Genomic DNA, 25,164 nt, shown 5'->3' on the forward strand with positions numbered 1-25,164 from the left:
GGGACTAAAGTTGTTTGTTGTGTTTGTGTTTGTTGTGGTTTTATTTGTTGTTTTTGTTGTTGTTTAGGGGGGGAGAGGACTGGCCCCAGGGGAGCGGTGAGTCAGGCAGAAAGAGCTGGGGCTGCTTCGCAGCCCAGCGGGAGCAAGCTCCCTCGCCACAAGGTTTTCCAGTGTCTCAGAAGGCGTCAAATCGGCCAAAACAGGACATAAGGTACACTCCACGCCTGAAAACCCCTCCGCACTGTGCGGTTTAAAGGTTTTGACGGGAGGAAATGTGAGTAACCGAGGTGAGCAGGCACTGCTCAAACAATCGACGATTCTGATGTTCGCGGTCGCGATCGCCGGGATTGTCACGGGTGTGATATCTGGCGCCCAGTCCATTCTATTCGACGGCTTTTTCTCGCTGATCGCCACCGCCATCAAGGTGCTGATGCTGATCACGGCCAAGCTGATCGCCAAGAAAAGCAACGAGCGTTTCCAGTTCGGCTACTGGCACCTGGAACCGATGGTGCTGCTGATCGAAGGCAGCTTCCTGTTGTTGATCGCGATCTACGCGTTTCTCAACGGTGTGTTCGGCATCATCAATGGCGGGCGTGAGATTGAGTTGGGACTGGTGATCGTCTACGCGGCAGTGTTTGCCGTGGTCGAGTTTGCCTACTTCTTCTACGTGCGCTATCGCAATCGCACGCTCAAATCTTCACTGATCCAGTTCGACAACATCAGTTGGCTGGTGGACGCGATGCTGTCGGTGGGCTTGCTGATCAGCTTCCTCGCTGCGCTGTTGCTCAAGTCCCAGGGCTATGGCGAGTGGGCGGTGTATGTCGACCCATTGATCCTGATTCTGCTGGCCCTGAGCATGCTGGCGCCGGCGTTCAAGATCCTGCGCCCGGCGTTGCGTGAGGTGCTGGGAATTGCCCCGGACCACTTGGATGACAAAGTGCGCGAAGTGATGGATGCCGCCCAGGCCAAGCACGGTTTCGATGATTACGTGTCGTACGTGCAAAAGCACGGGCGGGCGCGGTTTATCGAGATTCATGTGGTGTTGCCGGCCAATTACCCGGTGGATAACGTGGCGACGCTTGATGGGCTGCGCGAGGAGATATCCACAGGGTTGGGTACGCCGGATGCGGCGCGCTGGTTGACGATCAGTTTTACCGGGGATCGCAAGTGGATTGCATGACAGTCAGGTAGACCGCTATCGCAGGCAAGCCAGCTCCCACATTTGACTGTGTTCACACATCAAAATGTGGGAGCTGGCTTGCCTGCGATGAGGCACTAAAGGTCAACCCAGATGCTGGATCAGCCCCTGGTAGCAAGTGGCCAAGTGATACGGCGTAGTCGACGGCATATCCCGCCGGCTCACTGCGCCCTTGGCATCCAGGCATTCATGCCAGCCTTTCTCATGCAAAAAGTTCTGTTGCAGCGCCAGCAATTGGCGTTGCAACACCGCCTCACTGCCCGGCCGCAAGGTCAGCGCCCGCAGGTATTCAGCCTGTGCCCAGATCCGTTGCGTGCCGTCGCGCACGCTGCCATCCAGCGCGAGCATGCCGCTGACCGCGCCACTTAACTTATCCACACCCTTAAGCTCTGCATAGGCAAATGCCCGCGTCAGCGAGGCATGCAAGGGTGTGCCGCGCAGTACCTCTGAAGAGTCGAGCAAAAAGAACCACTCGAACTGGTGTCCCGGCTCAAACCAGTTATCCACAGCGCCCAGCGGTTTTTCCAACATCACGCCGTGCTGGCGGTCGATGAAGCGCTTCTGCAGGGCGGTGGCGAGGTCCAGCAACGCATCCTGGGTGATCGCGTCTTCACGCACGGCCAGGGTGGCGAGGAAACCTTCGGCCAGGTGCATCAGTGGGTTTTGCAGTGGGCCGGACTTGAGCGATGACCAGTTGCGCTCCAATACGGCTTCGTACAGGCCGTCGCCGGTGGCGAAACGTTCGGCGACCACGGCCAGGGCCGCATCGAGTACCGACTCCACCAACGGCTCGCGTACTTTGGCCCAATAGTGGGCGCAGGCGAAGATGATGAAGGCGTGGGTGTAGAGGTCTTTGCGCTTGTCCAGCGGTTTGCCGTGGGCGTCGATGCTGTAGAACCAACCGCCGTGTTCGGCATCATGAAAATGCCGTTGCAGCGAACGAAACAGCGCCGCTGCACGCTCTTCGGCAAACGCTGCACCCGGCTCGCCGATCAGGCTGGCGAACAGGTACAACTGCCGGGCGCAGGCCATGGCGCGGTAGCGTTGCGGGGGCAATGGCTGGTGATTGGCGTCCACGGCCTCGTAGGGCAACGCCAAGTCGGCGTTCCAGCCCGGGCCTTGCCACAGCGGCACGATCAGGGTGTGGAAGTGCGTGAGCACGGCATTCAAGGAAGGTTGGGAAGCGATGGGCATCGGCTGGCGTCGTCACGGCAGAGGTGTAGGCGCGCATGGTAGCAGGCTTGAGTTCTGTGGTGTTTGTGCCACCGCCATCGCAGGCAAGCCAGCTCCCACCTTTGGATCTGTGAACACAGTCAAAGGTGGGAGCTGGCTTGCCTGCGATGGTGCCCTCAGCAGCGCCGCCAATCAGCCCGCCAGCAACCAAACCCCGGTTGCCGCCGAAGCTGCCCCGGCAACCCGTACCAGCGGCGCCGCAGCAGCCGGCAGGAAACGCACCACCGCATACCCGGCAGCATGCAGCGCCGCCGTCGCGGCCACAAAGCCGGCCGCATACGCCCACGGGCTGGACATGTCAGGCAGCTCCAGGCCGTGCGCCACACCGTGGAACAACGCAAACAACGCCGTCGCCGCCACCGCCACAAACAACGGCGGCCGCACTGCCAGCGCTACCGCCAAGCCCAGCGCCAGTACCGAGGCAGCAATCCCGCTTTCCAGCGCCGGCAGTTCCAGGCCTTCAAAGCCGAGCAGGCCGCCCACCAGCATGGTGCCGACAAACGCGCAAGGCAGTGCCCAGCGCGCCTTGCCTTGTTGCTGCGCGGCCCACAACCCGACTGCGACCATGGCCAGTAAATGATCAATACCGCCCAATGGGTGGCTGATACCGGCCACCAGGCCATTATCGCCATGCCCAGGGTGAGCGAAGGCAAGGGCCGGTGCCAGCAGCAGGGCGGCGGTTGCAAGAATTTTGTTGAGTCCCATACAGGCTCCTTTTGGGGGTGTGATCAGGCTGCAGTCAGCAAACCCTGACGTTCGATAAAGGCGACGATTTCATCCAGGCCGATGCCGGTTTTCTGGTTGCTGAACACAAAGGGCTTACCGTTGCGCATGCGTGTGGTGTCGCTGTTCATCAGTTCCAGCGAGGCGCCGACCAGGGGCGCCAGGTCGATCTTGTTGATGACCAGCAAGTCGGATTTGCAAATACCGGGCCCGCCCTTGCGCGGCAGCTTGTCACCGGCAGACACGTCGATCACGTAGATGGTCAGGTCTGACAGTTCCGGGCTGAACGTGGCCGACAAGTTGTCGCCGCCAGACTCCACCAGGATCAGGTCCAGGCCGGGGAAGCGGCGGTTGAGTTGGTCCACCGCTTCGAGGTTGATCGAGGCATCTTCACGAATCGCCGTGTGCGGGCAGCCGCCGGTTTCCACGCCGATGATGCGCTCGGGCGCCAGTGCCTGGTTGCGCACCAGAAAATCCGCGTCTTCGCGGGTGTAGATATCGTTGGTGACCACCGCCAGGTTGTAGCGGTCGCGCAGCGCCAGGCACAGCGCCAGGGTCAGGGCGGTCTTGCCGGAGCCCACTGGGCCGCCGATGCCGACACGCAAAGGTTGTGTGTTCATGTAGGTCTCCTAGGAACGGAACAGGCGGCTGTATTGGCGCTCATGGGCCATACACGCCAGGGACAGGCCGAACGCGGCGCTGCCGAAATGGGGAGGGTCGATGCGTGCCGCGTCCTGCTGGGCTTGTTGCAACAGGGGCAGCAATTGGCTGGTCAGGCGTTGGGCGGCTTGCTGGCCCAGCGGCAGGGTTTTCATCAGCACCGCCAATTGGTTTTCCAGCCAGCTCCACAGCCACGCGGCCAGGGCGTCATCGGGGTTGATGTGCCAGGCGCGGGCGGCCAAAGCCCAGCCCAGGGCCAGGTGGGGTTCATCACGTTGGGCCAGAAAGTGGCGCGCGGCGTCGTCCAGCTCCGGTAAACCGTTGAGCAGCTGTTGCAGGGAATAGCCCATCTGGCGACTTTCCTGATACAGCTCGCGGGTCTCGCGGCTGGCGCGGTGCTCTTCGCACAGCTGCGCCAAATGCGGCCAATCCTGTTCGGCGGCGGCGTGGCAATGGGCGAGCAACAGCGGCGCTTCAAAACGGGCGAGGTTGAGCAGCAACTGGTCGCTGATCCAGCGCCGGGCACTGGCTGCATCATTGACGCGGCCGTTCTCCACCGCCATCTCCAGGCCTTGGGAATAGCTGTAGCCACCAATCGGCAATTGCGGACTGGCCAGACGCAACAGCGCCCAGGCTGGGTTCATAGACGCACGCCGAACTGGTGCAGTTTGGGCGGGTAATTGAAGTCTTCATCGCCATGACGCGAATGATGATGGCCACCGCCATAGGCACCGTGTTCCGGCTGGAACGGAGCCTCGAGGGTTTGCGTGGTGGCGCCGAGCTGTTCGAGCATGGCTTTGAGTACGTAGTCATCGAGCAGGCGCAGCCAGCCGTCGCCGACTTGCAAGGCCACATGGCGGTTGCCGAGGTGATACGCCGCGCGGGTCAGTTCAAAGGCGTTGCTGCAGGTCACGTGCAGCAGCTGTTCAGGGCGGGCGACCACGCGTACCACGCGCCCGTCTTCCGCTTGCAGGCATTCGCCATCGTGCAGCGGCGGCTGGCCACGCTCCAGAAACAGGCCGACGTCTTCGCCGTCGGCACTGAAACAGCGCAGGCGGCTTTTGCTGCGGGCTTCGAAGTTCAGCAGCAGTTCGGCGGCCCAGAGGGCTTGGGGGGCGATTCGGCGGTGGATCACCAGCATCAGGAGGCTTCCAGCTATGAGCGATAAATGAGCTAGAGCAAGGGGCTTGCCAACCGTGTGTATGGGCGGGAAATCCCTGTAGGCAAGCACGGACATGCCACCGAATAGGGCGTCAGCCAATGGCTGTCGCGCTTCAAATTGGTGCGCTATTGGATTTATAGCACTGGATGGGGGCGCTTTTCGTTGAGAACCGTTGCGTGAAGGATGAAATTTCCTTCATCTGTTTCGCACTGGATTTTTCTAGGATTTGTCCTACGTGATTGAAGGATTTGCCGTTCAAAAAGTTACGCGCTGTTTCATTACGATGTGCGCCGTGTTTAATCCACTGCGACGCCGATCATGTTCAAAGTATTTTTGGTTTCACTTATTCTCAGCTTGTCCTGCTCCGTCATACCGGCCTCGGCCAATTTAAAAGCGCCTGTGGCCTTCGAACCCTCCGCCACCATCGACAACGTGATCGATCGTGCCCATGAGCTGCTCGGCACGCCGTATAAAAGCGGCGGTACCAAGGTTAACCAGGGGTTTGATTGCAGCAGCTTCCTGGTCTACCTGTTCAAGACCGAAGCCAATATCCGCCTGCCGCGCACCACCACAGAAATGCATCGATCAAGCGCTGCGACCGTTAAGCGCGAGGCCCTCAAGCCCGGCGACGCGGTATTTTTCAAAGGCAATGGGCGCGGCCAGGTCAGCCATGTCGGCCTTTATATCGGCAAGGGCAAATTCATCCACTCGCCCAGTACCGGCAAACGCGTGCGTATCGATTCATTGAGCAACAGCTACTGGAAAAAGCACTACACCACCGCCAAGCGCTTCCACACGGCGGGCTGACCGGGCTTATTCGGTGCTGCCCAGCCCTTGCCAATGCTTGAGGCCGATAAAGATAAAGCGCAGTTGCTGGGTGATTTTCGCCTGGGGCGTAAGGTGGGCAGGCAGGGCCTGGGCCGGTGGGTCGATGATGTCGGGCAGGGTGGCGAACACACTCTTGACGATCAGGTCGGCCATCACATGTAAGCCGTCGGCATCCAGGTGCTGGAGCTTGGGCATCAACGTAAGGTCGGCAGCCAAGTCGCTGGTGATGTCTTCACGCAGCGCACCGATGGCTTGGCGCACGGCCAGGCAGCCACCGTATTGCTCGCGGGCCAGGAACAGGAATTGTGAACGGTTGGCTGAAACCACGTCCAGAAAGATCCGCACGGAGGCATCAATGATGCCGCCCATCACGAACTCGTTGTGACGGACCAGGCGAATGGTGGCGCGAAAGGTCTGACCGACTTCACTGACCAGCACGAGCCCCAGCTGGTCCATATCCTCAAAGTGACGATAGAACCCGGTCGGCACAATCCCGGCGGTCTTGGCCACTTCGCGCAGGCTCAGGCTGCCGAACCCACGGCCACACTCCATCAGATGGCGGGCTGCGTCCATCAAGGCGAGGCGGGTCTGTTGCTTCTGTTCGGCGCGGGGCAGCATCGGCGGGCGGGCTTTGTCGGCAAGTACAGCGACGCACTCTAGCAAAACAGCTTCAGCTACGTCGAACTTGGCGGGATGTTGGGGTGTGATGCAGTTCAGATAAGCGTCAGATAAAAGCAAAAGCCCGATCTTCAGATCGGGCTTTTTTCTCGGCCACCACGGGGTTAGCTCTGTGCTTGATGCAGTTCTTGCAGACGGTCAGCACCGCCTTCAACAACGCCTTCGGTGTAAGCGCGTTTGTGGGCTTGCTCAGCACCGCCTTCTACCAGGCCTTTTTGTTCCAGGCGATCACGGCCACCTTCAGCAACGCCTTCGGTGTAAGCACGTTTGTTGGCTTGTTCAGCGCCACCTTCTACCAGGCCTTTCTCTTCCAGGCGGTTGCGACCGTTTTCAGCAACGGCGCCTTTGGCGTAGTCACGGTTTTCGTCTTCTTGCGAACCGCTGCGGGCCAGGGTCTGGCTCGACTGAACGGCTTGAGCTTTGTTCTGTGGGGTAGCTTGTTCAGCGGCTGGCAGGGCAAATGCGCTGGAAGCCAGGACCGACAGCAGAACAGTAGCGAGTATTTGGCGTTTCATGATGGGTTGCTCCTTGGGAGGGCGATAAAGTGGGTACAGGGCTAATGTTACTCTCGAGAAGTCGATATAAAAGTTCATAAACACAATGGTAATAATCAACAGAATTGATTGTTCCCCGCAGAGGCTCTAGAACGCGCCTCTCAAGCCCGCGCTTTTGCACCGTGATGGGTATTTTCGACACGAACCTGGGTAACAATGGTGCGCTGTCGATGATGAAAACTGTCTGGTCGATCAGGAATGTGGCTTTTTGCGACTAAATCGCTGATCGGGTTAAACCCCCCGGCGGTTTGCCAGTCGTAGCCTTATAAGCTTTAGTTTTGCTATCTGTGTTGAGGAGTCCTGTGCAATGACGCGCACTCGTAAAATCGTGGTTTGGAGCTGCGCCAGCTTCGCTGTGTTAATCGCTATCGTGGTCTTGGTGCTGGTGTTCTTTGATTGGAACCGCATCAAGCCGCCGCTCAATGCCAAGGTCTCCGAAGAATTGCATCGCCCGTTTGCCATTAATGGCAACCTCGCCGTGGTGTGGGCGCGCGAGGCCGATGAAGGCGGTTGGCGTGCCTGGGTGCCGTGGCCGCACGTGATTGCCGAAGACCTGACCCTGGGCAACCCGGACTGGTCAAAAAAACCGCAGATGGTCACGCTCAAACGCGTTGAGCTGCGCATCTCGCCCCTGGCGCTGTTGGCTCAGCGCGTGGTGATCCCGCGTATCGACCTCACCGAGCCAAGCGCCGACTTGCAGCGCCTTGCCGACGGTCGCGCCAACTGGACCTTCAAGTTCGACCCCAAAGACCCCAACGCCGAGCCTTCCAGCTGGGTGGTGGACATCGGCTCCATCGGCTTCGACAAGGGCCACGTGACCCTCGACGACCAAACCCTCAAGACCCAGTTGGATGTGATCATCGACCTGCTTGGCAAGCCGATTCCCTTCGGTGAAATCGTCGGCGACGCGGATGCCAAGAAGGCCCTGGAAAAAGGCTCGGCGCCGCAGGACTACGCATTCGGCCTCAAGGTCAAAGGCCAGTACCACGGCCAGAAACTCGATGGCACCGGCAAGATAGGCGGGCTGTTGGCCTTGCAGGACGCGGCCAAGCCGTTCCCGCTGCAAGCGCAAGTGAAAATCGCCGACACCAGCATCGCACTGGCCGGCACCCTGACCGATCCGCTGAACCTTGGCGCCCTGGACCTGCGGTTGAAACTGTCCGGTAGTAGCCTGGGCAACCTTTACCCGCTGACCGGCGTGACGCTGCCCGATTCTCCGGCCTATTCCACCGACGGCCATCTGATCGCCAAGCTGCATGAGGCCAGCGGCGCGTCATTCACCTATGAAAACTTCAACGGCAAGATCGGCAACAGTGATATCCACGGCAACCTCAGCTACGTCGCCAGCCAGCCACGCCCCAAGCTCAGCGGTACGCTGGTGTCCAACCAACTGCTGATGACCGACCTTGCACCGTTGATCGGTGCCGACTCCAACGCTAAACAGAAGGCCCGTGGTGGCGAGAGCAAGCAACCGGCGACCAAAGTGCTGCCGGTGGAAGAGTTCCGCACCGAGCGCTGGCGCGACATGGACGCCGACGTGGAATTCACCGGCAAACGTATCGTGCACAGCGCCGACTTGCCGTTCACCGACCTCTACACCCACTTGGTTCTCAACGATGGCGAGCTGAGCCTGCAACCCCTGCGCTTTGGCGTGGCGGGTGGCAAGCTGGATGCGCAGATTCGCTTGAACGGGCGCATCACGCCAATGGAAGGCCGTGCCAGGTTGACTGCACGCAACTTCAAGCTCAAACAGTTGTTCCCGACGTTCGAACCGATGAAGACCAGCTTTGGTGAGCTCAACGGCGACGCTGATATTTCCGGGCGCGGCAACTCCGTGGCGGCCTTGTTGGGCACCTCCAACGGTGACCTGAAAATGCTGATCAATGACGGCGCCATCAGCCGCGGCCTGATGGAAATTGCCGGGCTCAACGTGGGCAACTACGTGGTGGGCCGCTTGTTTGGCGACAAGGAAGTGAAGATCAACTGCGCGGCGGCAGACTTTGGCATCAAGACGGGTTTGGCGACGACGCGGCTGTTTGTGTTCGATACCGAGAACGCGATTATCTATATCGATGGCACGGCGAACATGGCGACCGAGCAGTTGGACTTGACCATCACGCCAGAGTCCAAGGGCTTTCGCTTGTTCTCCCTGCGTTCACCGTTGTACGTCAATGGCCCGTTTATCAAGCCTAATGCGGGTGTAAAGGCCGTGCCGCTGATGTTGCGGGGTGCCGGCATGGTCGCGCTGGGCGTAATCGCCGGCCCGGCGGCCGGGTTGCTGGCGTTGGTCGCTCCGAGCGGTGACGAGCCCAACCAGTGCGCACCGTTGCTGCAACAGATGAAGGAAGGCAAGGCGCCGAAAACCGTTAAGTAAGGCGTCCGCTCCTAGAGGGGATGTGACGCAGAGCGTCACTGGATGCATTCCCACGCGGAGCGTGGGAACGATCAGGACCCGGCGCAAAAAAATGTGGGAGCTGGCTTGCCTGCGATAGCGCTGTAACAGTCGATACAGGCACTGACTGTTAGATTGCTATCGCGGGCAAGCCCGCTCCCACATGGGGTTCAGCGGTGAAGCGCGTTACAGGTCCTGCAGAATATCCGCCATGTCATCGGCGTGTTCTTCTTCCTGGGCCAGGATATCTTCGAAGATTCGACGTGTAGTCGGGTCTTTATCACCGATGTACTGGATGATTTCGCGATAGCTGTCCACCGCGATCCGTTCGGCCACCAGGTCTTCGTAGACCATTTCCTTCAGGGTGTTGCCGGCCACGTATTGAGCGTGGGAGTTCTTCGACAGCAGGTCGGGGTTGAACTCCGGCTCACCGCCCAACTGCACGATGCGTTCGGCCAGTTTGTCGGCGTGTTCGGCTTCCTGGGTGGCGTGCTCCAGGAACTCATCGGCCGCGACACTGGCTTTCAGGCCGCTGGCCATGAAGTAGTGACGCTTGTAGCGCAACACGCAGACCAGTTCAGTGGCCAGCGACTCGTTGAGCAGGCGAATAATTTCCTCACGGTCGGCGTCGTAGCCTTCGGTCACGGCACCGTTCTCGACGTGCTGGCGGGCGCGGCTGCGCAGGGTTGCAACGTCGGTCAAGTTTGCTTGGGTCATCTCAATCTCCTGGTGCTAATCCGGTTTTGCGCCACGCTCTGTCGGCGTGATCACTCCAAGTTGTGAGTCCCGGGCAGCGCAAAAAGTTTTATCGGATTTCACACCGCCTGACCGGACACTTCTAAACGGCACAGTCATGGGGCAGTCATGTCGGGTGGTCTAGGATGGCGTTATCGCTTCCCCTACCAGGATGTCCGCCCTATGCCCGATTCCCTCGCCACGCGTTACCCCCTGGTGCTGGTACCCGGCATGCTGGGCTTTGTGCGCGTAGGCTTTTTCCCTTACTGGTACGGGATTGTCCCGGCGCTGCGGGCGGGTGGGGCGCAGGTATTTGCCGTTCAGGTGGCGCCGCTGGATTCCAGCGAGGTGCGTGGCGAGCAGTTGCTGGTACACATTGCGCAGATTCGTCGCGAGACCGGCGCCGACAAGGTCAACCTGATCGGCCATAGCCAGGGCGCGCTCACCGCGCGTTATGCCGCCGCCAGGCGCCCGGAGTGGGTGGCGTCAGTGACGTCGGTGGCTGGCCCCAACCATGGCTCGGAGCTGGCGGACCATATCCACGCCCATTACCCGGCTGACAGCGTGAAAGGCAGGCTGATGAGCGCGGTGTTTCACCTGGTCGCCTGGTGGATGGGCCTGCTGGAAACCGGCTATCGCGGCCCGCGCTTCAAGGCCGATCTAGAGGCTTCGCACCATTCGCTGACCAGTGCCGGTGTGGCGTTGTTTAACCGCCAGTATCCTCAAGGGCTGCCCGCTACCTGGGGCGGGCAGGGCGCCGAAGTGGTCAATGGCGTGCGTTATTACTCGTGGTCCGGCACCTTGCAGTCGGGCAAGACCGATCGTGGGCGCAACCTGCTGGACGGCACGAATCGCAGTTGCCGGTTGTTCGCCCGCAGCTTTGTGCGCGAGAAGGGCCAGTGTGACGGCATGGTCGGGCGCTACAGCTCGCACCTGGGCACGGTCATCGGCGATGACTACGCCCTGGATCACTTCGATATCGTCAACCAATCCTTGGGGTTGGTGGGCAAGGGCGCCGAGCCGATTCGGTTGTTTGTCGAGCATGCGCGGCGGCTGAAGGCGGCGGGGGTTTAACCGGGAGACCGGGTTATCGTTCATCGCAGGCAAGCCAGCTCCCACAGTTGGCCCCATTCCAAAGTTGGAACCTGGTCGAATGTGGGAGCTGGCTTGCCTGCGATAGCGATCTGTCAGGCGACGCCAACCTCACGGCGTACCGGCGTAATCCAACGCTCCGACAAAATCACCCCACCCAAGGTGAGCAAGCCGCCGACCAAGTGATACATCGCCAGTTTTTCCTTCAGCACCACCGCCGCAATCAATGCGGTAATCAACGGCAGCAAGTTGAAAAACAGTGTGGTGCGGCTTGGCCCCAGGTGTTTCACCGAGTGCATCCACGCCAGTGGCGCCAGCATCGACGCCAGCAGGCACGCGTACAGCACCAGTGGGATATTCGCCCAGCCCAAGCCGGCCTTGGCCGAGAACAGGAACAGCGGAAACAGCACCACCACCGCCACCAGTATCTGCAAATACAGCAACACCAGCGGCGGCAGGCGCAAATGCCATTTTTTCAGCAGGGTGCTGTAGACCGCGTAGGCCAGGGTGGCGAACAGCATCATGGCGTCACCCAGGTTGAGCCCGTGTTGCAGTAACGCGCCGAGGCTGCCGGCTGATACCACTACGACAACGCCTGCGAACGACAGCACTGCGCCGGTCAGCGCGCCGAAGGTGAGGCGTTGGCCGAGGCTGATGATGGCAGCGGTCAGCGACATCAACGGCATCAGCGACAGGATGATGCCCATGTTGGTGGCACTGGTCAGCGTCGCGGCGTAATAGGCCAGGCTTTGATACACCGCCATGCCCAGCACGCCGAGGATGAAGATCTTGCCCAGGTTCGGGCGGATCAGCGCCCAGTTGGCCAGCACCGGCTTGAGCATGAATGGGGTAAACAGCAATGCCGCCAGCAACCAGCGGTAAAAGCCGATTTCTGCGGGGAAGATCGAGCCCACGGCCAGTTTGTTGACCACGGTGTTGCCGGCCCAGATAAAGATGGCCAGCAGGGGGTACGCGTATTGCATCGAAAGAAACCAGGTGTGTTGATGAGCCGCGATTATCCCCCTGTCTGGATAGAAGCCTATACTGCGATCCAGACAACCGACCTTTGTATCCAGACAATATGGCCAGACACACCGTACGCCTCGCGGATTTTCGCAGCCTGCCGAGTCCGGTCTACTTCCGCTACTCCGAATTTGCGCCCGACACCGAGTGTACGCCGCACCGGCATGGCTGGGGCTCGCTGGACTATTCGGCCAATGGCGTGATGCGCATGGAGGTGGCCGGCAGCCGCTTTATGTCGCCTCCGCAGTACGCGGTGTGGATCCCACCCAATACCGAGCACAGCTCCTACAACGCCCAGGCGATTGTGTATCGCTCCGTGGGCCTGGCCCCGGCATTGTGCGCGCAACTCCCGCAGGCGCCGTGCACCTTGGCGATCAGTGACATTCTCAAGGCGATCCTCAGCGATTTTGCCCAGCGTGACGTCAATGTTCCTCAAAGTGAGGCCGATATACGCCTGGCCCAGGTGCTGGTGGACCAGCTCAAACAGGCACCGATGCATGATTGCTTTCTGCCTTACGCGCGCCACCCCGGGCTGCTCGGCGTGCTCGAAGGCATGCAGGCCGACCCTGGCGACAATCGCCCGCTGGCGCAGTGGGCGGAGCAGGTGCATGTGAGTGAGCGCACCTTGGCACGCCAATTTGTGCGCGAGCTGGGCATCAGCTTCGGCGAATGGCGCCAGCGCCTGCGCTATCTTGCCGCCATCGAAGCCCTGGACAGCGACCGCAGCGTGCAACATGTAGCCTTTGACTTGGGTTACAGCACGGCCTCGGCGTTTATCGCCATGTTCCAGCGTCACGCCGGCTGCACCCCGGAGCAGTACCGACGGTCGAATATTCGCGGACGCTGAAGATGTAACAGGTTTTGACTACACTGCTGCGTAGGCCGTGCCCCTTTGGTGCGGTAACAGGGAGAAAACTCCATGAAGATGCTGCGTATTCCGTTGTTGATGATGGGCCTGCTGCTGTGTTCCCAAGGCTTCGCTGCCACAGCCCAGCAAAATAAAATGACCACCTGCAATGCACAAGCGACCACCAAGACGCTCAAAGGTGATGACCGCAAGGCCTTTATGAAGACCTGCCTGTCGGCGCCAGCTGCCAACGATGCCAAGACCCTGACCCCACAGCAGCAGAAAATGAAAGATTGCAATGCCTCGGCGAAAACCAAGGCGTTGGCTGGCGATGCGCGTAAAACCTTTATGAGCACCTGCCTCAAAGGCAGCTAACAACATAGATCCCATGTGGGAGTCGGGCTTGCTGTGGCGAGCAAGCTTGCTTGCGCTGGGGTGCGAAGCGCCCCCAAAAAAGCGGGCTCCAGCTGCGCTGTCGAACGGGAGCCAGCTCCCTCGCCACTGCAAGCCAGCTCCCACACTGACGGTGTTCACAATTCAGACCTCTCGCTTGATTCCCTCAAGGCTGGCAGACTGCCCATCCTTTAACGCCGTTCGTTTTGAGGCTGTATGCCAACGTTTTCTCAGCGTCACGTGTTGTTGCTGGTCAGTTGCGTCATCATTTTCGGCGGGCTATTGCTGGTCCTGCCGCTCAAGCTGTTGCCGAGCTTGCTGGCCGGCCTGCTGGTTTATGAACTGGTCAACATGCTTACCCCGCAGTTGCAGCGACTGATTGAAGGCCGGCGTGCGCGTTGGCTGGCAGTAGCGTTGCTGGGCACCTTGATCGTCAGCGTGTTGACCCTGATCTTTGCCGGCGCCATCAGCTTTCTGCTCCACGAAGCGGAAAACCCCGGGGCTTCCCTGGACAAATTCATGGGCGTGGTCGACCGCGCGCGCGGGCAACTGCCGCCGTTCGTCGACGCCTACCTGCCCGCCAGTGCCGCCGAATTCCGCGTGGCCATCGGCGATTGGCTGAGCAAACACCTGAGCGAGCTGCAACTGGTCGGCAAAGACGCCGCCCACATGTTCGTCACCCTGCTGATCGGCATGGTGCTCGGCGCCATTATCGCCCTGCAGCGAGTGCCCGACCTGACCAAGCGCAAACCCCTGGCGGCCGCGCTGTTCGACCGCCTGCACCTGTTGGTCCAGGCCTTTCGCAATATCGTCTTCGCTCAAATCAAGATTGCTGCACTCAACACCGCGTTTACGGCCGTGTTCCTCGCCGTAGTACTGCCGCTCTGCGGCATTCACCTGCCTTTGACCAAAACCCTGATCGTGCTGACCTTCCTGGTCGGCCTGCTGCCGGTGATCGGCAACCTGATCTCCAACACCCTGATCACCATCGTCGCGCTGTCGCTGTCGATCTGGGTGGCGGTGGCGGCGTTGGGATATCTGATCGTGATCCACAAGGTCGAGTACTTCCTCAACGCGCGCATTGTCGGCGGGCAGATCAGTGCCAAATCGTGGGAATTGCTGTTGGCGATGCTGGTGTTTGAAGCCGCATTCGGCCTGCCGGGCGTGGTGGCGGGGCCGATTTATTATGCGTATCTGAAGAGTGAGTTGAAGCTGGCGGGGATGGTTTAACTGGCCCGTTAGCTCGTTCCCACGCTCTGCGTGGGAATGCAGCCCTGGACGCTCTGCGTCCGCTGTTGAAGTCGTGACGCGGAGCGTCACAGGATGCATTCCCACGCGGAGCGTGGGAACGATCTACTCCATTGCGCCGTAACGCTTGCTCGCCTCAATCGCCAGACCGCTGCCGATACTGCCGAAGATATTGCCTTCCACATGCCGTGCATTCGGCAGCATCGCCGAGATGCTGTGGCGCAGTGCCGGAATGCCGCTGGAGCCGCCGGTGAAGAACACCGTGTCCACCTGGGCCACGCTCACCGAGGCATCGTTAAGCAGTTGCGTGACGCTGTTGCGCACACGCTCCAGCAACGCGTCGATGGACGACTCGAACAATGCCCGGCTCAGGTCGACGCTCAGGCCTTTTTCGATGCGGTCCAGGGCCACGTGGCGGTTGTCTTCGTGGGTCAGCTGGATCTTGGTTTCTTCCACTTCCATGGCCAGCCAGTGCCCGGCACGCTGTTCGATCAGCTTGAACAAGCGGTCGATGCCGCCGGTGTCTTCGATGTCGTAGCGCATGCTGCCCAAGGCCAGCTGGGATTTTTGCGAGTACACCGAGTTGATGGTGTGCCAGGTGGCCAGGTTCATGTGGTGGCTGGTGGGCATGTAGGCGCCGCTTTTCATGCGGCTGCCATAGCCGAACAGCGGCATCATGCCTTGCAGGCTCAGCTGTTTGTCGAAGTCGGTACCGCCGATGTGCACGCCGCCGGTGGCGAGGATGTCGCTTTGGCGGTTGTCGTTGTGACGACGGTCCGGCGACAGGCGCACCAGCGAGAAGTCAGACGTACCGCCGCCGATGTCGACGATCAGCACCAGCTCTTCTTTCTCGATGGTGGACTCATAGTCAAACGCGGCCGCAATCGGCTCGTACTGGAACGAGATGTCCTTGAAGCCGATCTTGCGCGCCACATCCACCAGCGTGTTTTCGGCTTCCTGGTCGGCCATCGGGTCGTCATCGACGAAGAACACCGGGCGGCCCAGCACCACTTCTTCGAACTCGCGACCGGCGTTGGCTTCGGCGCGGCTCTTGAGCTGGCCGATGAACAGGGCCAGCAGGTCGGTGAACGGCATGGCCGTGCCGAGCACGCTGGTGTCGTGCTTGATCAGCTTGGAACCCAGCAGGCTCTTGAGCGAGCGCATCAGCCGGCCTTCGTAGTTTTCCAGGTATTCGTGCAGCGCCAGGCGACCGTACACCGGGCGGCGCTCCTCGAAGTTGAAGAACACCACCGACGGCAGGGTGATCTTGTCGTCCTCCAGCGCGATAAGCGTCTCCTCGCCGGGGCGGATCCAGCCGACGGTGGAGTTGGACGTGCCGAAGTCGATGCCGCAGGCACGGGCTGGGGATGTGTTGTTCATGTCTTCCAGGTTCCGGTTAAAAAACGGCCGCGCAGTGTATGTCACTCGCGCGCAGATGCGTAGGCCGACTATCCGCTAAATCGTGCTTGAAAGTTGGGTATTTGCCCCCACATCTGTTGCATACGGCTAGCGCCGATAACACTTTGACGCACCCCCAGGCCACACCACTCAACAGGTGCAAAGCAGCGCACGTTGTGCCCCGGGCTGTGCGATCTCGATTAAGGATGGTGAACCGCCGATGGATTTCAAAGACTATTACAAGATTCTGGGTGTCGAGCCGAGCGCCGATGACAAGGAAATCAAGGCCGCCTATCGCAAGCTCGCACGCAAGTATCACCCGGACGTGAGCAAGGAAAAGGACGCCGAAGAGAAATTCAAGGACGCGTCCGAAGCCTATGAGGCGCTCAAAAGCGCCGACAAACGCGCCGAGTACGATGAGCTGCGTAAATACGGCCAGCATGGCCAGCCGTTCCAGGGGCCACCGGGCTGGCAGAGCCGTGGTGGTTATGGCGGTGGCCAGGACACGGGCGACTTCTCGGACTTCTTCAGCTCGATCTTCGGCGCGCGCGGCGACGCCTTTGGCGGCGGCCAGCGCCGTCCTACCGGGCGCAAGGGCCAGGATGTGGAGATGCAACTGAGCGTTTCCCTTGAGGAAACGCTGTCCACCGAGTCCAAGCAGATCAGCTTCAAGGTGCCGCAATACGATGCGTCTGGCCGGCATGTCAGCAATACCGTCAAGAGCCTGAATGTGAAGATTCCGGCCGGTGTGGCCGATGGCGAGCGCATCCGCCTCAAGGGCCAGGGCGCACCGGGTGTGGGCGGTGGTGCCAATGGCGACCTGTACCTGATCATCAAGTTTGCGCCGCACGCCAAGTTCGAGGTGGATGGCGAAAACCTGATCATCAACCTGCCGCTGGCCCCGTGGGAGCTGGCGTTGGGCGCGGAAGTCGCAGTGCCGACCCTTACCGGCAAGATTAACCTCAAGGTGCCGGCCGGCAGCCAGAACGGCCAACGCATGCGCGCAAAGGGCCATGGCTTGTTGAACAAGGCCGGGCAACGCGGTTATCTGTTTATCCAGCTCAAGGCTGTGATGCCTAAGGCTGCAGACGATGAGGTCAAGGCATTGTGGCAGGCGCTGGCTGAAAAGGCCGCTTTCGACCCCCGTGAGCACTTCTGAACGAGCTGACCCGATGAGTTTTCGAGCTTGCTAAATAGTTAGCTCCAGCAAAAAAACGCACTGCATAGGATGACAATCTTTCTCACCACAAGGTTGTCATCCCATGCTCGAACTTCAGGTTATTGCTCCCTCCACGCTCCCGCCCGGTGAACAGGGACAACACTACGAATTAATCAAACAGGCGATCCCGTCCTGCCTGGTCAGCAGTTCACCTGAGCGGCGCCAGGCCCTCAAACAGACCCCCGCGAATATCCCCTCTTGGTACGGCGCCACGTCTCAATCGCAGAAGGATCAGCTCAAGACGCTGTTGGAGAGCCGTTGCCACTCCCTGAATGAGCTGGAGAAATCCCTAAGCAAAGTCCAGGCGCTGGAAGCATTCGCCCAGCCGTTATTGGAAGCGGCATTAAAGGCTGCCGGTTATGCGCTGGACGTCAATCAAACCTGGTTGCGCCTGTATGTTCCGGTTGAAGACGCCTTTGGCAAAAAAACCGGCGGTTCCAGGGTCAAGACGTTCTCCTTGCTCAAGGCTGCCCTGGGCAACTTTGAGGCGCGGGAGGCCGAGGACGGTTTTTACGATAGCGTTTCGGGATTTATCACCGAGCCGGATACTCGCGAGCACTTTGAACGCCACACCACGACCCTGAAAATTCATGAGTTCGCCCAGTTATGCCGTGATCTCGATTTGGGGAGTCAATACCAGGCTCACCTCAGGGCGCAGTTGATACCTGATGATGTACGGTCCCGTGCCGAGTTTCGGGATCGCTTCATCCGCCATCAGAAAGATGCCTTCAAGGCGGCGGCGTATCTGGCCTTGCTCAAGGGTGATATCGGTGCCACCGATTACACCTTGCTGATGCGTGTGACGGCTGGCGAAAAGCACATCGTGATCGGCAACCAGCCGGTCGGTTACTGCTGCTTGAGCCTGATGAACCTGCACCTGCATGACTGCCTGATCATCGCCCCATGCGCCAAGCAGCGTTATTCGAGCTGGGTTATCGTCTATATTCCTGACCACCTCGAGCACCCTATCAAGCGTTATGAAACGTTTAATGAGTTTCGCAACGAATTGACTGATCACCTGACCGCGAGCGTCAGCGAGGGTGCCGACCGCTCCAAGGGGGTACAAACCACGCAATACCAGCAGCTTTTTGCCCAGTTTGTAGCCTATAAGGATCGCGCTTACTACTACCGCAGGCTGACCGAACTCGTGGTGGATGCGCCACCGCAACCGTTCGGTTCACAGGCGCTGCGTTCGGAATGGGGGCGTTTACTGACGGCCCCATTCTTTTCCTCCGGCTCGTCGCTGGGGGAGCCGCAACCGACCGTACGCGTTCCGATAAAGGCCCCCGAATTCAATATTCAGGCCATCGAAATCGCTGGCCTCTGGCGGGCTGCGGACTTGTGGGTGTATCGCCATGCCAGTCTGCGCACGCGACTGTTTAACGATGCCCAACACCAGGCCGTGAGCACTGAGGCTGCTGACAAGGCATCGAGTTCAAGGCGTGCAGCCCATTACCTGAGTATCGGCATGTTCGGCCTGAACCTGGTGGGGATGGCCGTGCCACCCTTGGGCCTGGTGATGGCCGGGGTGATGGCCGGTCAGCTGCTTTACGAGGTCTTTGAGGGTGCGGTCGAACTCAGTGAAGGCGACCGCGAGGCAGGTTGGGCGCATGTTACCGACGTGGTGGAAAACCTGGCGACGCTGGCGGCGCAGGCGGTGGCGTTGCGCTTCACAGTGTCACCCTTCATTGAACGGCTCAAAGCCGTCACGTTGCCCGGCGGCAAGATCCGCCTGTGGAAGCCTGATCTTGCGCCCTACAAGGTGCCTGTCGAGCTGGCCACAGACGCCAGGCCAGACGCTTTGGGCCTTTACTCCCACGACGGCCAGTTGATTTTGCACCATGAGGGTGACCACTATCGAGTTGGGCAGGACCCCGTCACTGGGCAGTATCGCATCCAGCACCCCAGCCGCCCTGATGCGTATGAGCCGCAGTTGGAGCATAACCATGCTGGCGCCTGGAGCCATGAAATCGAGCAACCGCTGACCTGGGACAAACCGACCCTGATGAGGCGCCTGGGGCTGGAACAGCGTGGGCTTGACTCCGCGACGCTGGAACAAGCCCGTATGGCCAGCGGTGTCGAGGAAGACGTCTTGCGCCAGACCTTTGTTGAGCATGACCCGGTGCCTTTGTTGTTGGATGACACGATCCAGCACTTCAAGGCTCATCAGGCACTGACGACGTTTGTCGAGCAATTGAGAAGCAGCGACTCGGCCGTCTATGCCCAGGCGGACCTCACGCTGCTGCTGCAAATCATGCGTCGACGAGGGATGTTGCCTGATGCGCCGCTGCGGGTCATGGACAGCCACAACAGGATTTTGTGGGAGGAGACCTTCGCAGCTGCCCCCAAACGCGTAGTGGTGGTCCGTGACAATCAGTTGGCGAGCGGTGAGTGGCTCAATGAGGTGCTGTTCAGCTTGCAAGGCGTGGACCCCACGCTCCGGGACATCCCTGGCAGTGCCGAAGAGTCGCTGGCGGTGCGGGCCGGCAAGCTGCGTGAACACATCGCCAATGTCGTCGATACCTTTAAGGGCTCGCTGGTCGAAGAGCGCTATCAAGCCTTGAATGCCACGAACGATCCTGATGTGCGCCTGCTCATGGCGACTTACCCCAGGCTGCCAGCGTCGATGGCTACTGAGTTGCTCAGAAGGCTGAGCGTTGAACAGTTGCACACCTTTCGAGATACCGGGTTTCTGCCCCAGGAACGTATTGAGCAGGCGAGGTGGCTTGAGCAGGAAACCCGGGTATCGCGTGCCTATGAAGGCCTGCACCTGGACACTCTGGCAAGCATCGACAGCCAGCGCCTCGCCTTGCGCACTTTGGAAACCTTGCCTGGATGGCAGCGTGGAACGCGGGTGGAGTTGCGTCACTACTCGGCCCAAGGCACGTTGCTGGATGCTATCGGTTCCCCGGATTCAACCACCACCAAGGCCCTGGTGCTCAAGGACAATGGTTTGTTCGAGGCGCCCATGCCCAGGGACTTCTTTGGGGCAACCTGGGACCTGTTGTCCACCGCCGAACGCCAGAGCCTCGGGTTCACCGATGCACAGCAGTTGAAGACAGCGATCCAGCAATCGCCTTTGCCTCGTGAGCCGCTGCGCACGGTGTTGCTGGAGCATCCGGTGCGCAAACCGACGATTGATTCGACGCTGAGATTACTCGGTGGTGGCGGCGGGTCCAGCCGACAGGCGGCCAGTGATGTCGATAGCGATGTCGATTTAGTACACGAGCAGGTCACCGATCTGTTCCCTTTGATGGACGAGGAGGCAGTCAATGCGTTTGTCCGCACTTTGGGCGACGACGTCGAGGGTGGGTTGAAACACTGGAAGGCTGAGTTCAAAACGTTTACGAGGGAGTTGGATGCCTGGGTTTACGCCAGTGGGCCGCCGCGTGCTGATGGTTGGGATGCCGATTTTCCCGGTGCGTCCGATATCGCGCGCGAGATCAAGAGTCACTGGCGGCTTATGAGTGAAGGCCCCCTGAAGCTGATGATGAGCGGCGATCTGGAACTACCACTGCTAAGCGTCGACTTCAGCCATGTTGAGGGGCTTGAGATCTACGGTAGCGGCTGGACCGGCAAGACTGATGCTTTCCTTACATCGTTCACCCACGTCAAGCATTTGGCCTTGATCGATTGCCGGCTTACCGAGTTACCCGGTGCTATCGGTGAAATGCGCTACCTGACTTCGTTGAACCTGACCGGTAATAATCTTGAGTTGACTCCACCAACCAGCCGTATGCTGAGCAACCTCAGCGCCCTTGTCACGCTTGATCTGCGCAGCAACCCGCTGGGTGCTGCCCCCGATGTCAGCGGTATGCCAAATCTGGTGGAGTTGAACCTCAGTAACACGCAGATTGAGCAGTGGCCCTCGGGATTAACCGCACTGACTGGATTGAGACGTGTCGATTTGTCCGAAAACCGCCTGCAGGAGGTTCCACCACAGCATTTGACACCACCGCCTGAGCAGCTTGAAGCGATCGTTCGGACAAACAACGTCGTCATGCTTGAGCACAATAAGTTTCCTGCCGACTATTGGCAGCAGTTCGATCGCTACTGGGAGACCTTGACGCGCACGCGACCCGAACTTTTGCAAGGCGCCCTTGATGGCGCCTTTGACAGTGGTAATCCAAGGCTCAGGGTCATGCAGGAACTCTATCCCGACAACAGCGTGCAAACTTCTCGGAAGATGATTTGGGCGCTGGGCGAGCGCGCCGATGCAGAGTTGGCCCAGCGTGAGCAGGAATTCAAAGCGTTCAAGCGTCAGTTAAAAGCCTGGAACCTCTCCAACGAGCGTCAGAGTAACGAGCGCGTCGGGCGAAATGAGCGTCTGCTGGAATTCAACGATCGTGATCGCGCCAGGCAACGCATCATGAGCTGCTGGAGGGCGGGTAATCCCCTCGTTTTGACCAACGACGCCACACTCATCGACGTCGAACTGGACCTCAGTGGGTTGCGCCTGTCGAGCCTGCCCGACCTTGGCGCGAATTTCATTCGCCCGACGTCACTGAAACTGAACAGCCTGAACCTGCGCACGTCACCAGAAAGTTTCCTGGCGCACTGCCGAGGTGTGCGCTCACTGGATATGTCGGATAACCACTTGTTCGAATTGCCGCCAGCCGTGGGGAATATGAACGAATTGACCCGTTTGTCCCTGCAAAACAATCGAATCCGCTTGACTGCCGAGTCGGTGGCTCTCCTGTCCTCGCGAGCGACACTCAGTGACGTGATGCTCAACAATAACCCCCTCGGCCTGACGCCGGATTTTAGCCAGATGACGGGTTTGAATACCTTGCAGATGAGAAATACGGGGATTGATACCTGGCCTGCGGGGCTGGTTGAGCGAACGAACCTGCAATGGGTAGATCTGAGCCTGAACGAAATTACCACTATCCCGGACTCAGTCATTGCGCCGTCGGATGAGCAGTTGGCGCAGACGGAGCGCGTGACTCGTGTGACGGATATCGGCGAGAACCCTTTGACCGAGCAAACCCGGCAACAAGTCCGCGAACACAGCCGGCGCCTTGAGGAGGCTGGGCTGATGTCTGAGGTTCTTCCGAACATGCTCCGGTTGACGGCTGATATTGCCCCTAACCGTGTGGCACCCACAGCTGGCGCGCAGGATCCATTTCTGCGTTGGGCCCAAGGCATGTCCACGCAAGAGGCGAGTAGCAAACGGCCCCTATGGGTGGCGTTGGAGCGCGCTCCGAGGGCTGCCCCGTTTTTCGACATCCTTGAGCGTCTGGAACCGGCGGGTGCCGGCCACGCCGACTTGCAGCGCCGCGTCTGGGAAGTGATCGAAAGTATCACCCAGGACACCGCCGAATCGGAAACCCTGCGCAAGGAACTCCTCGACCTGGCCGGTGAGCCAGGATGTTGCGACCTTGCGGCTTTCTCCTTCAGCAACCTGGAAGTGCGCACAATGGCCTACAAGGCTCGTTTGCAGGCCACGGATCAGACCCAGGGCGTGCAACTGGCAAGGTTATCCAGAGGTTTGTTCCGCCTGCACGAAGTGGACAAGATCGCGTCGGCGGATATCCAGCGCAGCGAAGCCATCGTCAATGACCCCCGCGTGTCGGTAGCCAATAAGGTGCCCCATACCCAGCGCCTGGCCGAAGAGGTTGAGATCCGACTGGCGTATCGTTACGGCCTCAAGGATCGGCTCCAGCTACCGGGGCAGCCGCAGCAGGTCAGGTATATCAACTTGGGCGGCGTGACCGCATCGATGCTCGATACTGCCTTTGATACGATCAAAGCCCTGGATAACTCCGCGCAAGAGCTTCAGGCGCTGCTGTCCAGGGGCTTTTGGCAGGATTACCTGACCGGTAAATACGCCGTGCAATTTGACGCTCTGCGCCATCCCTTGCACGATCAGTTGGCGGACTTGCGGAGCAGGTTTGAATCCAACGCGATCACCGAGGCACTTTATAAGCATCGGTCCGGCGAACTTCAGTTGCAATTGCAGATTAAAGACGCCGCGCTGATCGAGACGCTGACCCGTCAGGAGTTGCTCGATCATCCGCTGGACATGGCTGAGGGTGTCGTCTCCCGTGCGACCTAAAACAAAAAGTAGCGCTGGGCCATGGGCAATACATCAGCCGGTTCGCACCACAACAACTGGCCGTCGGCCTTGACCTGATAAGTCTGCGGGTCAACCTCGATATCCGGCAGGTAATCGTTGTGGATCAGGTCGGTTTTCTGCACATCGCGGCAGCCCTTGACCACGGCAATCTGCTTCTTTAACCCCAGGGCCTCGGGCAACCCGGCGTCCTGGGCGGCCTGGCTGATGAAGGTCAGGCTGGTGGCGTGCAACGAGCTGCCGAAGCTGGCGAACATCGGGCGATAGTGCACCGGTTGCGGCGTGGGGATCGAGGCGTTGGCGTCACCCATCAGGCTTGAGGCAATCGCGCTGCCCTTGAGGATCAAGGTCGGCTTGATGCCGAAAAACGCCGGGCGCCACAGCACCAGGTCGGCCCACTTACCCACTTCGATCGAGCCGACGATATGGCTGACGCCGTGGGTGATCGCCGGGTTGATGGTGTACTTGGCGATATAGCGCTTGGCGCGGAAGTTGTCATTGCCCGGGCCGTCGCCGGGCAAAGGGCCGCGCTGCTTTTTCATTTTGTCAGCGGTCTGCCAGGTGCGCGTGATCACTTCGCCGACACGGCCCATGGCCTGGCTGTCGGAGCTGATCATCGAGAACGCGCCCAAATCGTGCAGGATATCTTCGGCGGCAATGGTCTCGCGGCGGATGCGGCTTTCGGCGAAGGCCACATCTTCGGCGATGCTCGGGTCCAGGTGATGGCAGACCATCAACATGTCCAGGTGCTCATCGATGGTGTTGCGCGTGAACGGCCGCGTCGGGTTGGTGGAACTGGGCAGCACGTTGGCGAAGCCGCAGGCCTTGATGATGTCCGGCGCGTGGCCGCCACCGGCACCTTCGGTGTGGTAGGTGTGGATGGTGCGACCCTTGAGCGCGGCCAGGGTGGTTTCGACGAAGCCGGATTCGTTAAGGGTGTCGCTGTGAATCGCGACCTGCACGTCGTATTCGTCCGCAACGCTCAGGCAGTTGTCGATGCTGGCGGGCGTGGTGCCCCAGTCTTCGTGCAGCTTCAAACCGATGGCCCCGGCCTTGACCTGCTCGATCAAGGGTTCCGGCAAGCTGGCATTGCCTTTGCCGGTAAAACCGATGTTCATCGGGAACGAATCGCTGGCTTGCAGCATGCGCGCCAGGTGCCACGGGCCGGAGGTGCAGGTGGTGGCGTTGGTGCCGGTCGCAGGGCCGGTGCCGCCGCCGATCATGGTGGTGACGCCGCTGGTCAGCGCTTCTTCGATCTGCTGCGGGCAAATGAAGTGCACGTGGCTGTCGATGCCGCCGGCGGTGAGGATCATGCCTTCACCGGCAATCACCTCGGTGCTGGCGCCGATGGCCATGGTCACGCCGGGCTGGATATCCGGGTTGCCGGCCTTGCCGATCGCATGAATGCGGCCGTTTTTCAGGCCGACGTCGGCCTTGACGATGCCCCAGTGGTCGATGATCAGCGCATTGGTGATCAAGGTATCGACCACTTCATGGGCGAGCAGTTGGCTCTGGCCCTGGCCGTCGCGGATAACTTTGCCGCCGCCGAATTTGACTTCTTCACCGTAGACGGTGAAGTCTTGTTCGACTTCGACGAACAGGTCGGTGTCGGCCAGGCGGACCTTGTCACCGACGGTGGGGCCGTACATGTCGGCGTAGGCTTGGCGGCTGATCTTCATGTGTGTATGCCCTGAAAAATAGGTGT

Annotated in this window: 20 protein-coding genes; 9 read left to right on the forward strand and 11 right to left on the reverse strand. The window is 60.0% G+C overall.

The window, feature by feature from the left end; translation table 11 throughout:
- The first annotated feature begins 274 nt into the window (after nt 1-274).
- Complete coding sequence (locus GIW48_RS15530; protein WP_236460600.1) at nt 275-1,180, forward strand: cation diffusion facilitator family transporter; 906 nt, start codon at nt 275-277, stop codon at nt 1,178-1,180.
- A 102-nt stretch (nt 1,181-1,282) separates the two neighbouring features.
- On the opposite strand, the gene GIW48_RS15535 is transcribed toward GIW48_RS15530, so the two are convergent.
- The 5 genes from GIW48_RS15535 to ureE all read right to left on the reverse strand — a co-directional run bounded on the left by GIW48_RS15535 (nt 1,283) and on the right by ureE (nt 4,955).
- Nucleotides 1,283-2,392 (reverse strand): AGE family epimerase/isomerase, encoded by a 1,110-nt coding sequence (locus GIW48_RS15535; RefSeq protein WP_236460601.1) that lies wholly within the window; start codon nt 2,390-2,392, stop codon nt 1,283-1,285.
- A gap of 171 nt (nt 2,393-2,563) precedes the next feature.
- The gene (locus tag GIW48_RS15540) at nt 2,564-3,136 is read right to left on the reverse strand and encodes a HupE/UreJ family protein (RefSeq protein ID WP_017136797.1); all 573 of its coding nucleotides are present in this window, start codon (nt 3,134-3,136) and stop codon (nt 2,564-2,566) included.
- 23 nt (nt 3,137-3,159) lie between these two features.
- The gene (ureG, locus tag GIW48_RS15545; protein ID WP_017136796.1) at nt 3,160-3,774 is read right to left on the reverse strand and encodes an urease accessory protein UreG; all 615 of its coding nucleotides are present in this window, start codon (nt 3,772-3,774) and stop codon (nt 3,160-3,162) included.
- Between the two features lie 9 nt (nt 3,775-3,783).
- Nucleotides 3,784-4,458 carry an urease accessory protein UreF gene (locus tag GIW48_RS15550; RefSeq protein ID WP_169986509.1) on the reverse strand — a complete coding sequence of 225 codons (675 nt, stop codon included), beginning with the start codon at nt 4,456-4,458 and terminating at the stop codon, nt 3,784-3,786.
- Nucleotides 4,455-4,955: an urease accessory protein UreE gene (ureE, locus tag GIW48_RS15555; RefSeq protein ID WP_017136794.1), complete on the reverse strand. Its 501-nt coding sequence runs from the start codon at nt 4,953-4,955 to the stop codon at nt 4,455-4,457. The genes GIW48_RS15550 and ureE overlap by 4 nt, the downstream gene beginning before the upstream one ends.
- 339 nt (nt 4,956-5,294) lie before the next feature.
- Between ureE and GIW48_RS15560 the strand changes: the two genes are divergently transcribed.
- Complete coding sequence (locus tag GIW48_RS15560; protein WP_170040314.1) at nt 5,295-5,783, forward strand: C40 family peptidase; 489 nt, start codon at nt 5,295-5,297, stop codon at nt 5,781-5,783.
- Nucleotides 5,784-5,789: 6 nt separating this feature from the next.
- Here GIW48_RS15560 and GIW48_RS15565 read toward each other — a convergent pair whose 3' ends face one another.
- A complete protein-coding gene (locus GIW48_RS15565; protein WP_017136792.1) occupies nt 5,790-6,422 on the reverse strand; it encodes a TetR family transcriptional regulator in 633 nt (210 codons plus the stop codon).
- 164 nt (nt 6,423-6,586) lie between these two features.
- Nucleotides 6,587-6,997 (reverse strand): hypothetical protein, encoded by a 411-nt coding sequence (locus tag GIW48_RS15570; RefSeq protein ID WP_099548110.1) that lies wholly within the window; start codon nt 6,995-6,997, stop codon nt 6,587-6,589.
- Between the two features lie 346 nt (nt 6,998-7,343).
- Between GIW48_RS15570 and GIW48_RS15575 the strand changes: the two genes are divergently transcribed.
- Nucleotides 7,344-9,410, forward strand: a complete 2,067-nt coding sequence (locus GIW48_RS15575) for an AsmA family protein (protein ID WP_170040316.1) — start codon at nt 7,344-7,346, stop codon at nt 9,408-9,410.
- A gap of 204 nt (nt 9,411-9,614) precedes the next feature.
- Here GIW48_RS15575 and GIW48_RS15580 read toward each other — a convergent pair whose 3' ends face one another.
- On the reverse strand, nt 9,615-10,145 hold the full coding sequence (locus GIW48_RS15580) for a ferritin-like domain-containing protein (protein ID WP_017136789.1): 531 nt from the start codon (nt 10,143-10,145) through the stop codon (nt 9,615-9,617).
- Nucleotides 10,146-10,346: 201 nt separating this feature from the next.
- Here GIW48_RS15580 and GIW48_RS15585 point away from each other — a divergent pair, with 201 nt between their 5' ends.
- Nucleotides 10,347-11,237, forward strand: coding sequence for an esterase/lipase family protein (locus GIW48_RS15585; RefSeq protein WP_236460602.1), 891 nt, complete (start codon nt 10,347-10,349; stop codon nt 11,235-11,237).
- 113 nt (nt 11,238-11,350) lie between these two features.
- Here GIW48_RS15585 and GIW48_RS15590 read toward each other — a convergent pair whose 3' ends face one another.
- The gene (locus GIW48_RS15590; protein WP_138449247.1) at nt 11,351-12,238 is read right to left on the reverse strand and encodes a DMT family transporter; all 888 of its coding nucleotides are present in this window, start codon (nt 12,236-12,238) and stop codon (nt 11,351-11,353) included.
- A 98-nt stretch (nt 12,239-12,336) separates the two neighbouring features.
- Here GIW48_RS15590 and GIW48_RS15595 point away from each other — a divergent pair, with 98 nt between their 5' ends.
- From GIW48_RS15595 to GIW48_RS15605, 3 genes are all read left to right on the forward strand, one after another.
- Nucleotides 12,337-13,125, forward strand: coding sequence for an AraC family transcriptional regulator (locus GIW48_RS15595; RefSeq protein WP_017136786.1), 789 nt, complete (start codon nt 12,337-12,339; stop codon nt 13,123-13,125).
- 72 nt (nt 13,126-13,197) lie between these two features.
- Nucleotides 13,198-13,500 (forward strand): PsiF family protein, encoded by a 303-nt coding sequence (locus tag GIW48_RS15600; RefSeq protein ID WP_017136785.1) that lies wholly within the window; start codon nt 13,198-13,200, stop codon nt 13,498-13,500.
- Between the two features lie 234 nt (nt 13,501-13,734).
- Nucleotides 13,735-14,748, forward strand: coding sequence for an AI-2E family transporter (locus GIW48_RS15605; protein ID WP_138449249.1), 1,014 nt, complete (start codon nt 13,735-13,737; stop codon nt 14,746-14,748).
- A gap of 123 nt (nt 14,749-14,871) precedes the next feature.
- Here the strand turns inward: GIW48_RS15605 and GIW48_RS15610 are convergent, their stop codons facing one another.
- On the reverse strand, nt 14,872-16,146 hold the full coding sequence (locus GIW48_RS15610; protein ID WP_017136783.1) for an Hsp70 family protein: 1,275 nt from the start codon (nt 16,144-16,146) through the stop codon (nt 14,872-14,874).
- A gap of 238 nt (nt 16,147-16,384) precedes the next feature.
- Here GIW48_RS15610 and GIW48_RS15615 point away from each other — a divergent pair, with 238 nt between their 5' ends.
- Complete coding sequence (locus GIW48_RS15615; protein WP_236460604.1) at nt 16,385-17,323, forward strand: DnaJ C-terminal domain-containing protein; 939 nt, start codon at nt 16,385-16,387, stop codon at nt 17,321-17,323.
- Nucleotides 17,324-17,426: 103 nt separating this feature from the next.
- Nucleotides 17,427-23,441 (forward strand): NEL-type E3 ubiquitin ligase domain-containing protein, encoded by a 6,015-nt coding sequence (locus GIW48_RS15620; protein WP_236460606.1) that lies wholly within the window; start codon nt 17,427-17,429, stop codon nt 23,439-23,441.
- On the opposite strand, the gene ureC is transcribed toward GIW48_RS15620, so the two are convergent.
- On the reverse strand, nt 23,438-25,138 hold the full coding sequence (gene ureC, locus GIW48_RS15625) for an urease subunit alpha (RefSeq protein ID WP_236460608.1): 1,701 nt from the start codon (nt 25,136-25,138) through the stop codon (nt 23,438-23,440). The genes GIW48_RS15620 and ureC overlap by 4 nt on opposite strands.
- Between the last annotated feature and the right edge of the window lie 26 nt (nt 25,139-25,164).

Source organism: Pseudomonas sp. PA-6-3C (assembly GCF_021605825.1).
Classification (GTDB): domain Bacteria; phylum Pseudomonadota; class Gammaproteobacteria; order Pseudomonadales; family Pseudomonadaceae; genus Aquipseudomonas; species Aquipseudomonas edaphica.

Coding starts and splice junctions, on each gene's coding strand:
- GIW48_RS15550 (WP_169986509.1), bottom strand. CDS start 4,458: ATGAACCCAGCCTGGGCGCTGTTGCGTCTGGCCAGTCCGCAATTGCCG.
- GIW48_RS15560 (WP_170040314.1), top strand. CDS start 5,295: ATGTTCAAAGTATTTTTGGTTTCACTTATTCTCAGCTTGTCCTGCTCC.
- ureG (WP_017136796.1), bottom strand. CDS start 3,774: ATGAACACACAACCTTTGCGTGTCGGCATCGGCGGCCCAGTGGGCTCC.
- GIW48_RS15585 (WP_236460602.1), top strand. CDS start 10,347: ATGCCCGATTCCCTCGCCACGCGTTACCCCCTGGTGCTGGTACCCGGC.
- GIW48_RS15540 (WP_017136797.1), bottom strand. CDS start 3,136: ATGGGACTCAACAAAATTCTTGCAACCGCCGCCCTGCTGCTGGCACCG.
- GIW48_RS15575 (WP_170040316.1), top strand. CDS start 7,344: ATGACGCGCACTCGTAAAATCGTGGTTTGGAGCTGCGCCAGCTTCGCT.
- GIW48_RS15565 (WP_017136792.1), bottom strand. CDS start 6,422: ATGCTGCCCCGCGCCGAACAGAAGCAACAGACCCGCCTCGCCTTGATG.
- GIW48_RS15590 (WP_138449247.1), bottom strand. CDS start 12,238: ATGCAATACGCGTACCCCCTGCTGGCCATCTTTATCTGGGCCGGCAAC.
- GIW48_RS15605 (WP_138449249.1), top strand. CDS start 13,735: ATGCCAACGTTTTCTCAGCGTCACGTGTTGTTGCTGGTCAGTTGCGTC.
- GIW48_RS15580 (WP_017136789.1), bottom strand. CDS start 10,145: ATGACCCAAGCAAACTTGACCGACGTTGCAACCCTGCGCAGCCGCGCC.
- GIW48_RS15535 (WP_236460601.1), bottom strand. CDS start 2,392: ATGCCCATCGCTTCCCAACCTTCCTTGAATGCCGTGCTCACGCACTTC.
- ureC (WP_236460608.1), bottom strand. CDS start 25,138: ATGAAGATCAGCCGCCAAGCCTACGCCGACATGTACGGCCCCACCGTC.
- GIW48_RS15620 (WP_236460606.1), top strand. CDS start 17,427: ATGCTCGAACTTCAGGTTATTGCTCCCTCCACGCTCCCGCCCGGTGAA.
- ureE (WP_017136794.1), bottom strand. CDS start 4,955: ATGCTGGTGATCCACCGCCGAATCGCCCCCCAAGCCCTCTGGGCCGCC.
- GIW48_RS15610 (WP_017136783.1), bottom strand. CDS start 16,146: ATGAACAACACATCCCCAGCCCGTGCCTGCGGCATCGACTTCGGCACG.
- GIW48_RS15570 (WP_099548110.1), bottom strand. CDS start 6,997: ATGAAACGCCAAATACTCGCTACTGTTCTGCTGTCGGTCCTGGCTTCC.
- GIW48_RS15615 (WP_236460604.1), top strand. CDS start 16,385: ATGGATTTCAAAGACTATTACAAGATTCTGGGTGTCGAGCCGAGCGCC.
- GIW48_RS15600 (WP_017136785.1), top strand. CDS start 13,198: ATGAAGATGCTGCGTATTCCGTTGTTGATGATGGGCCTGCTGCTGTGT.
- GIW48_RS15595 (WP_017136786.1), top strand. CDS start 12,337: ATGGCCAGACACACCGTACGCCTCGCGGATTTTCGCAGCCTGCCGAGT.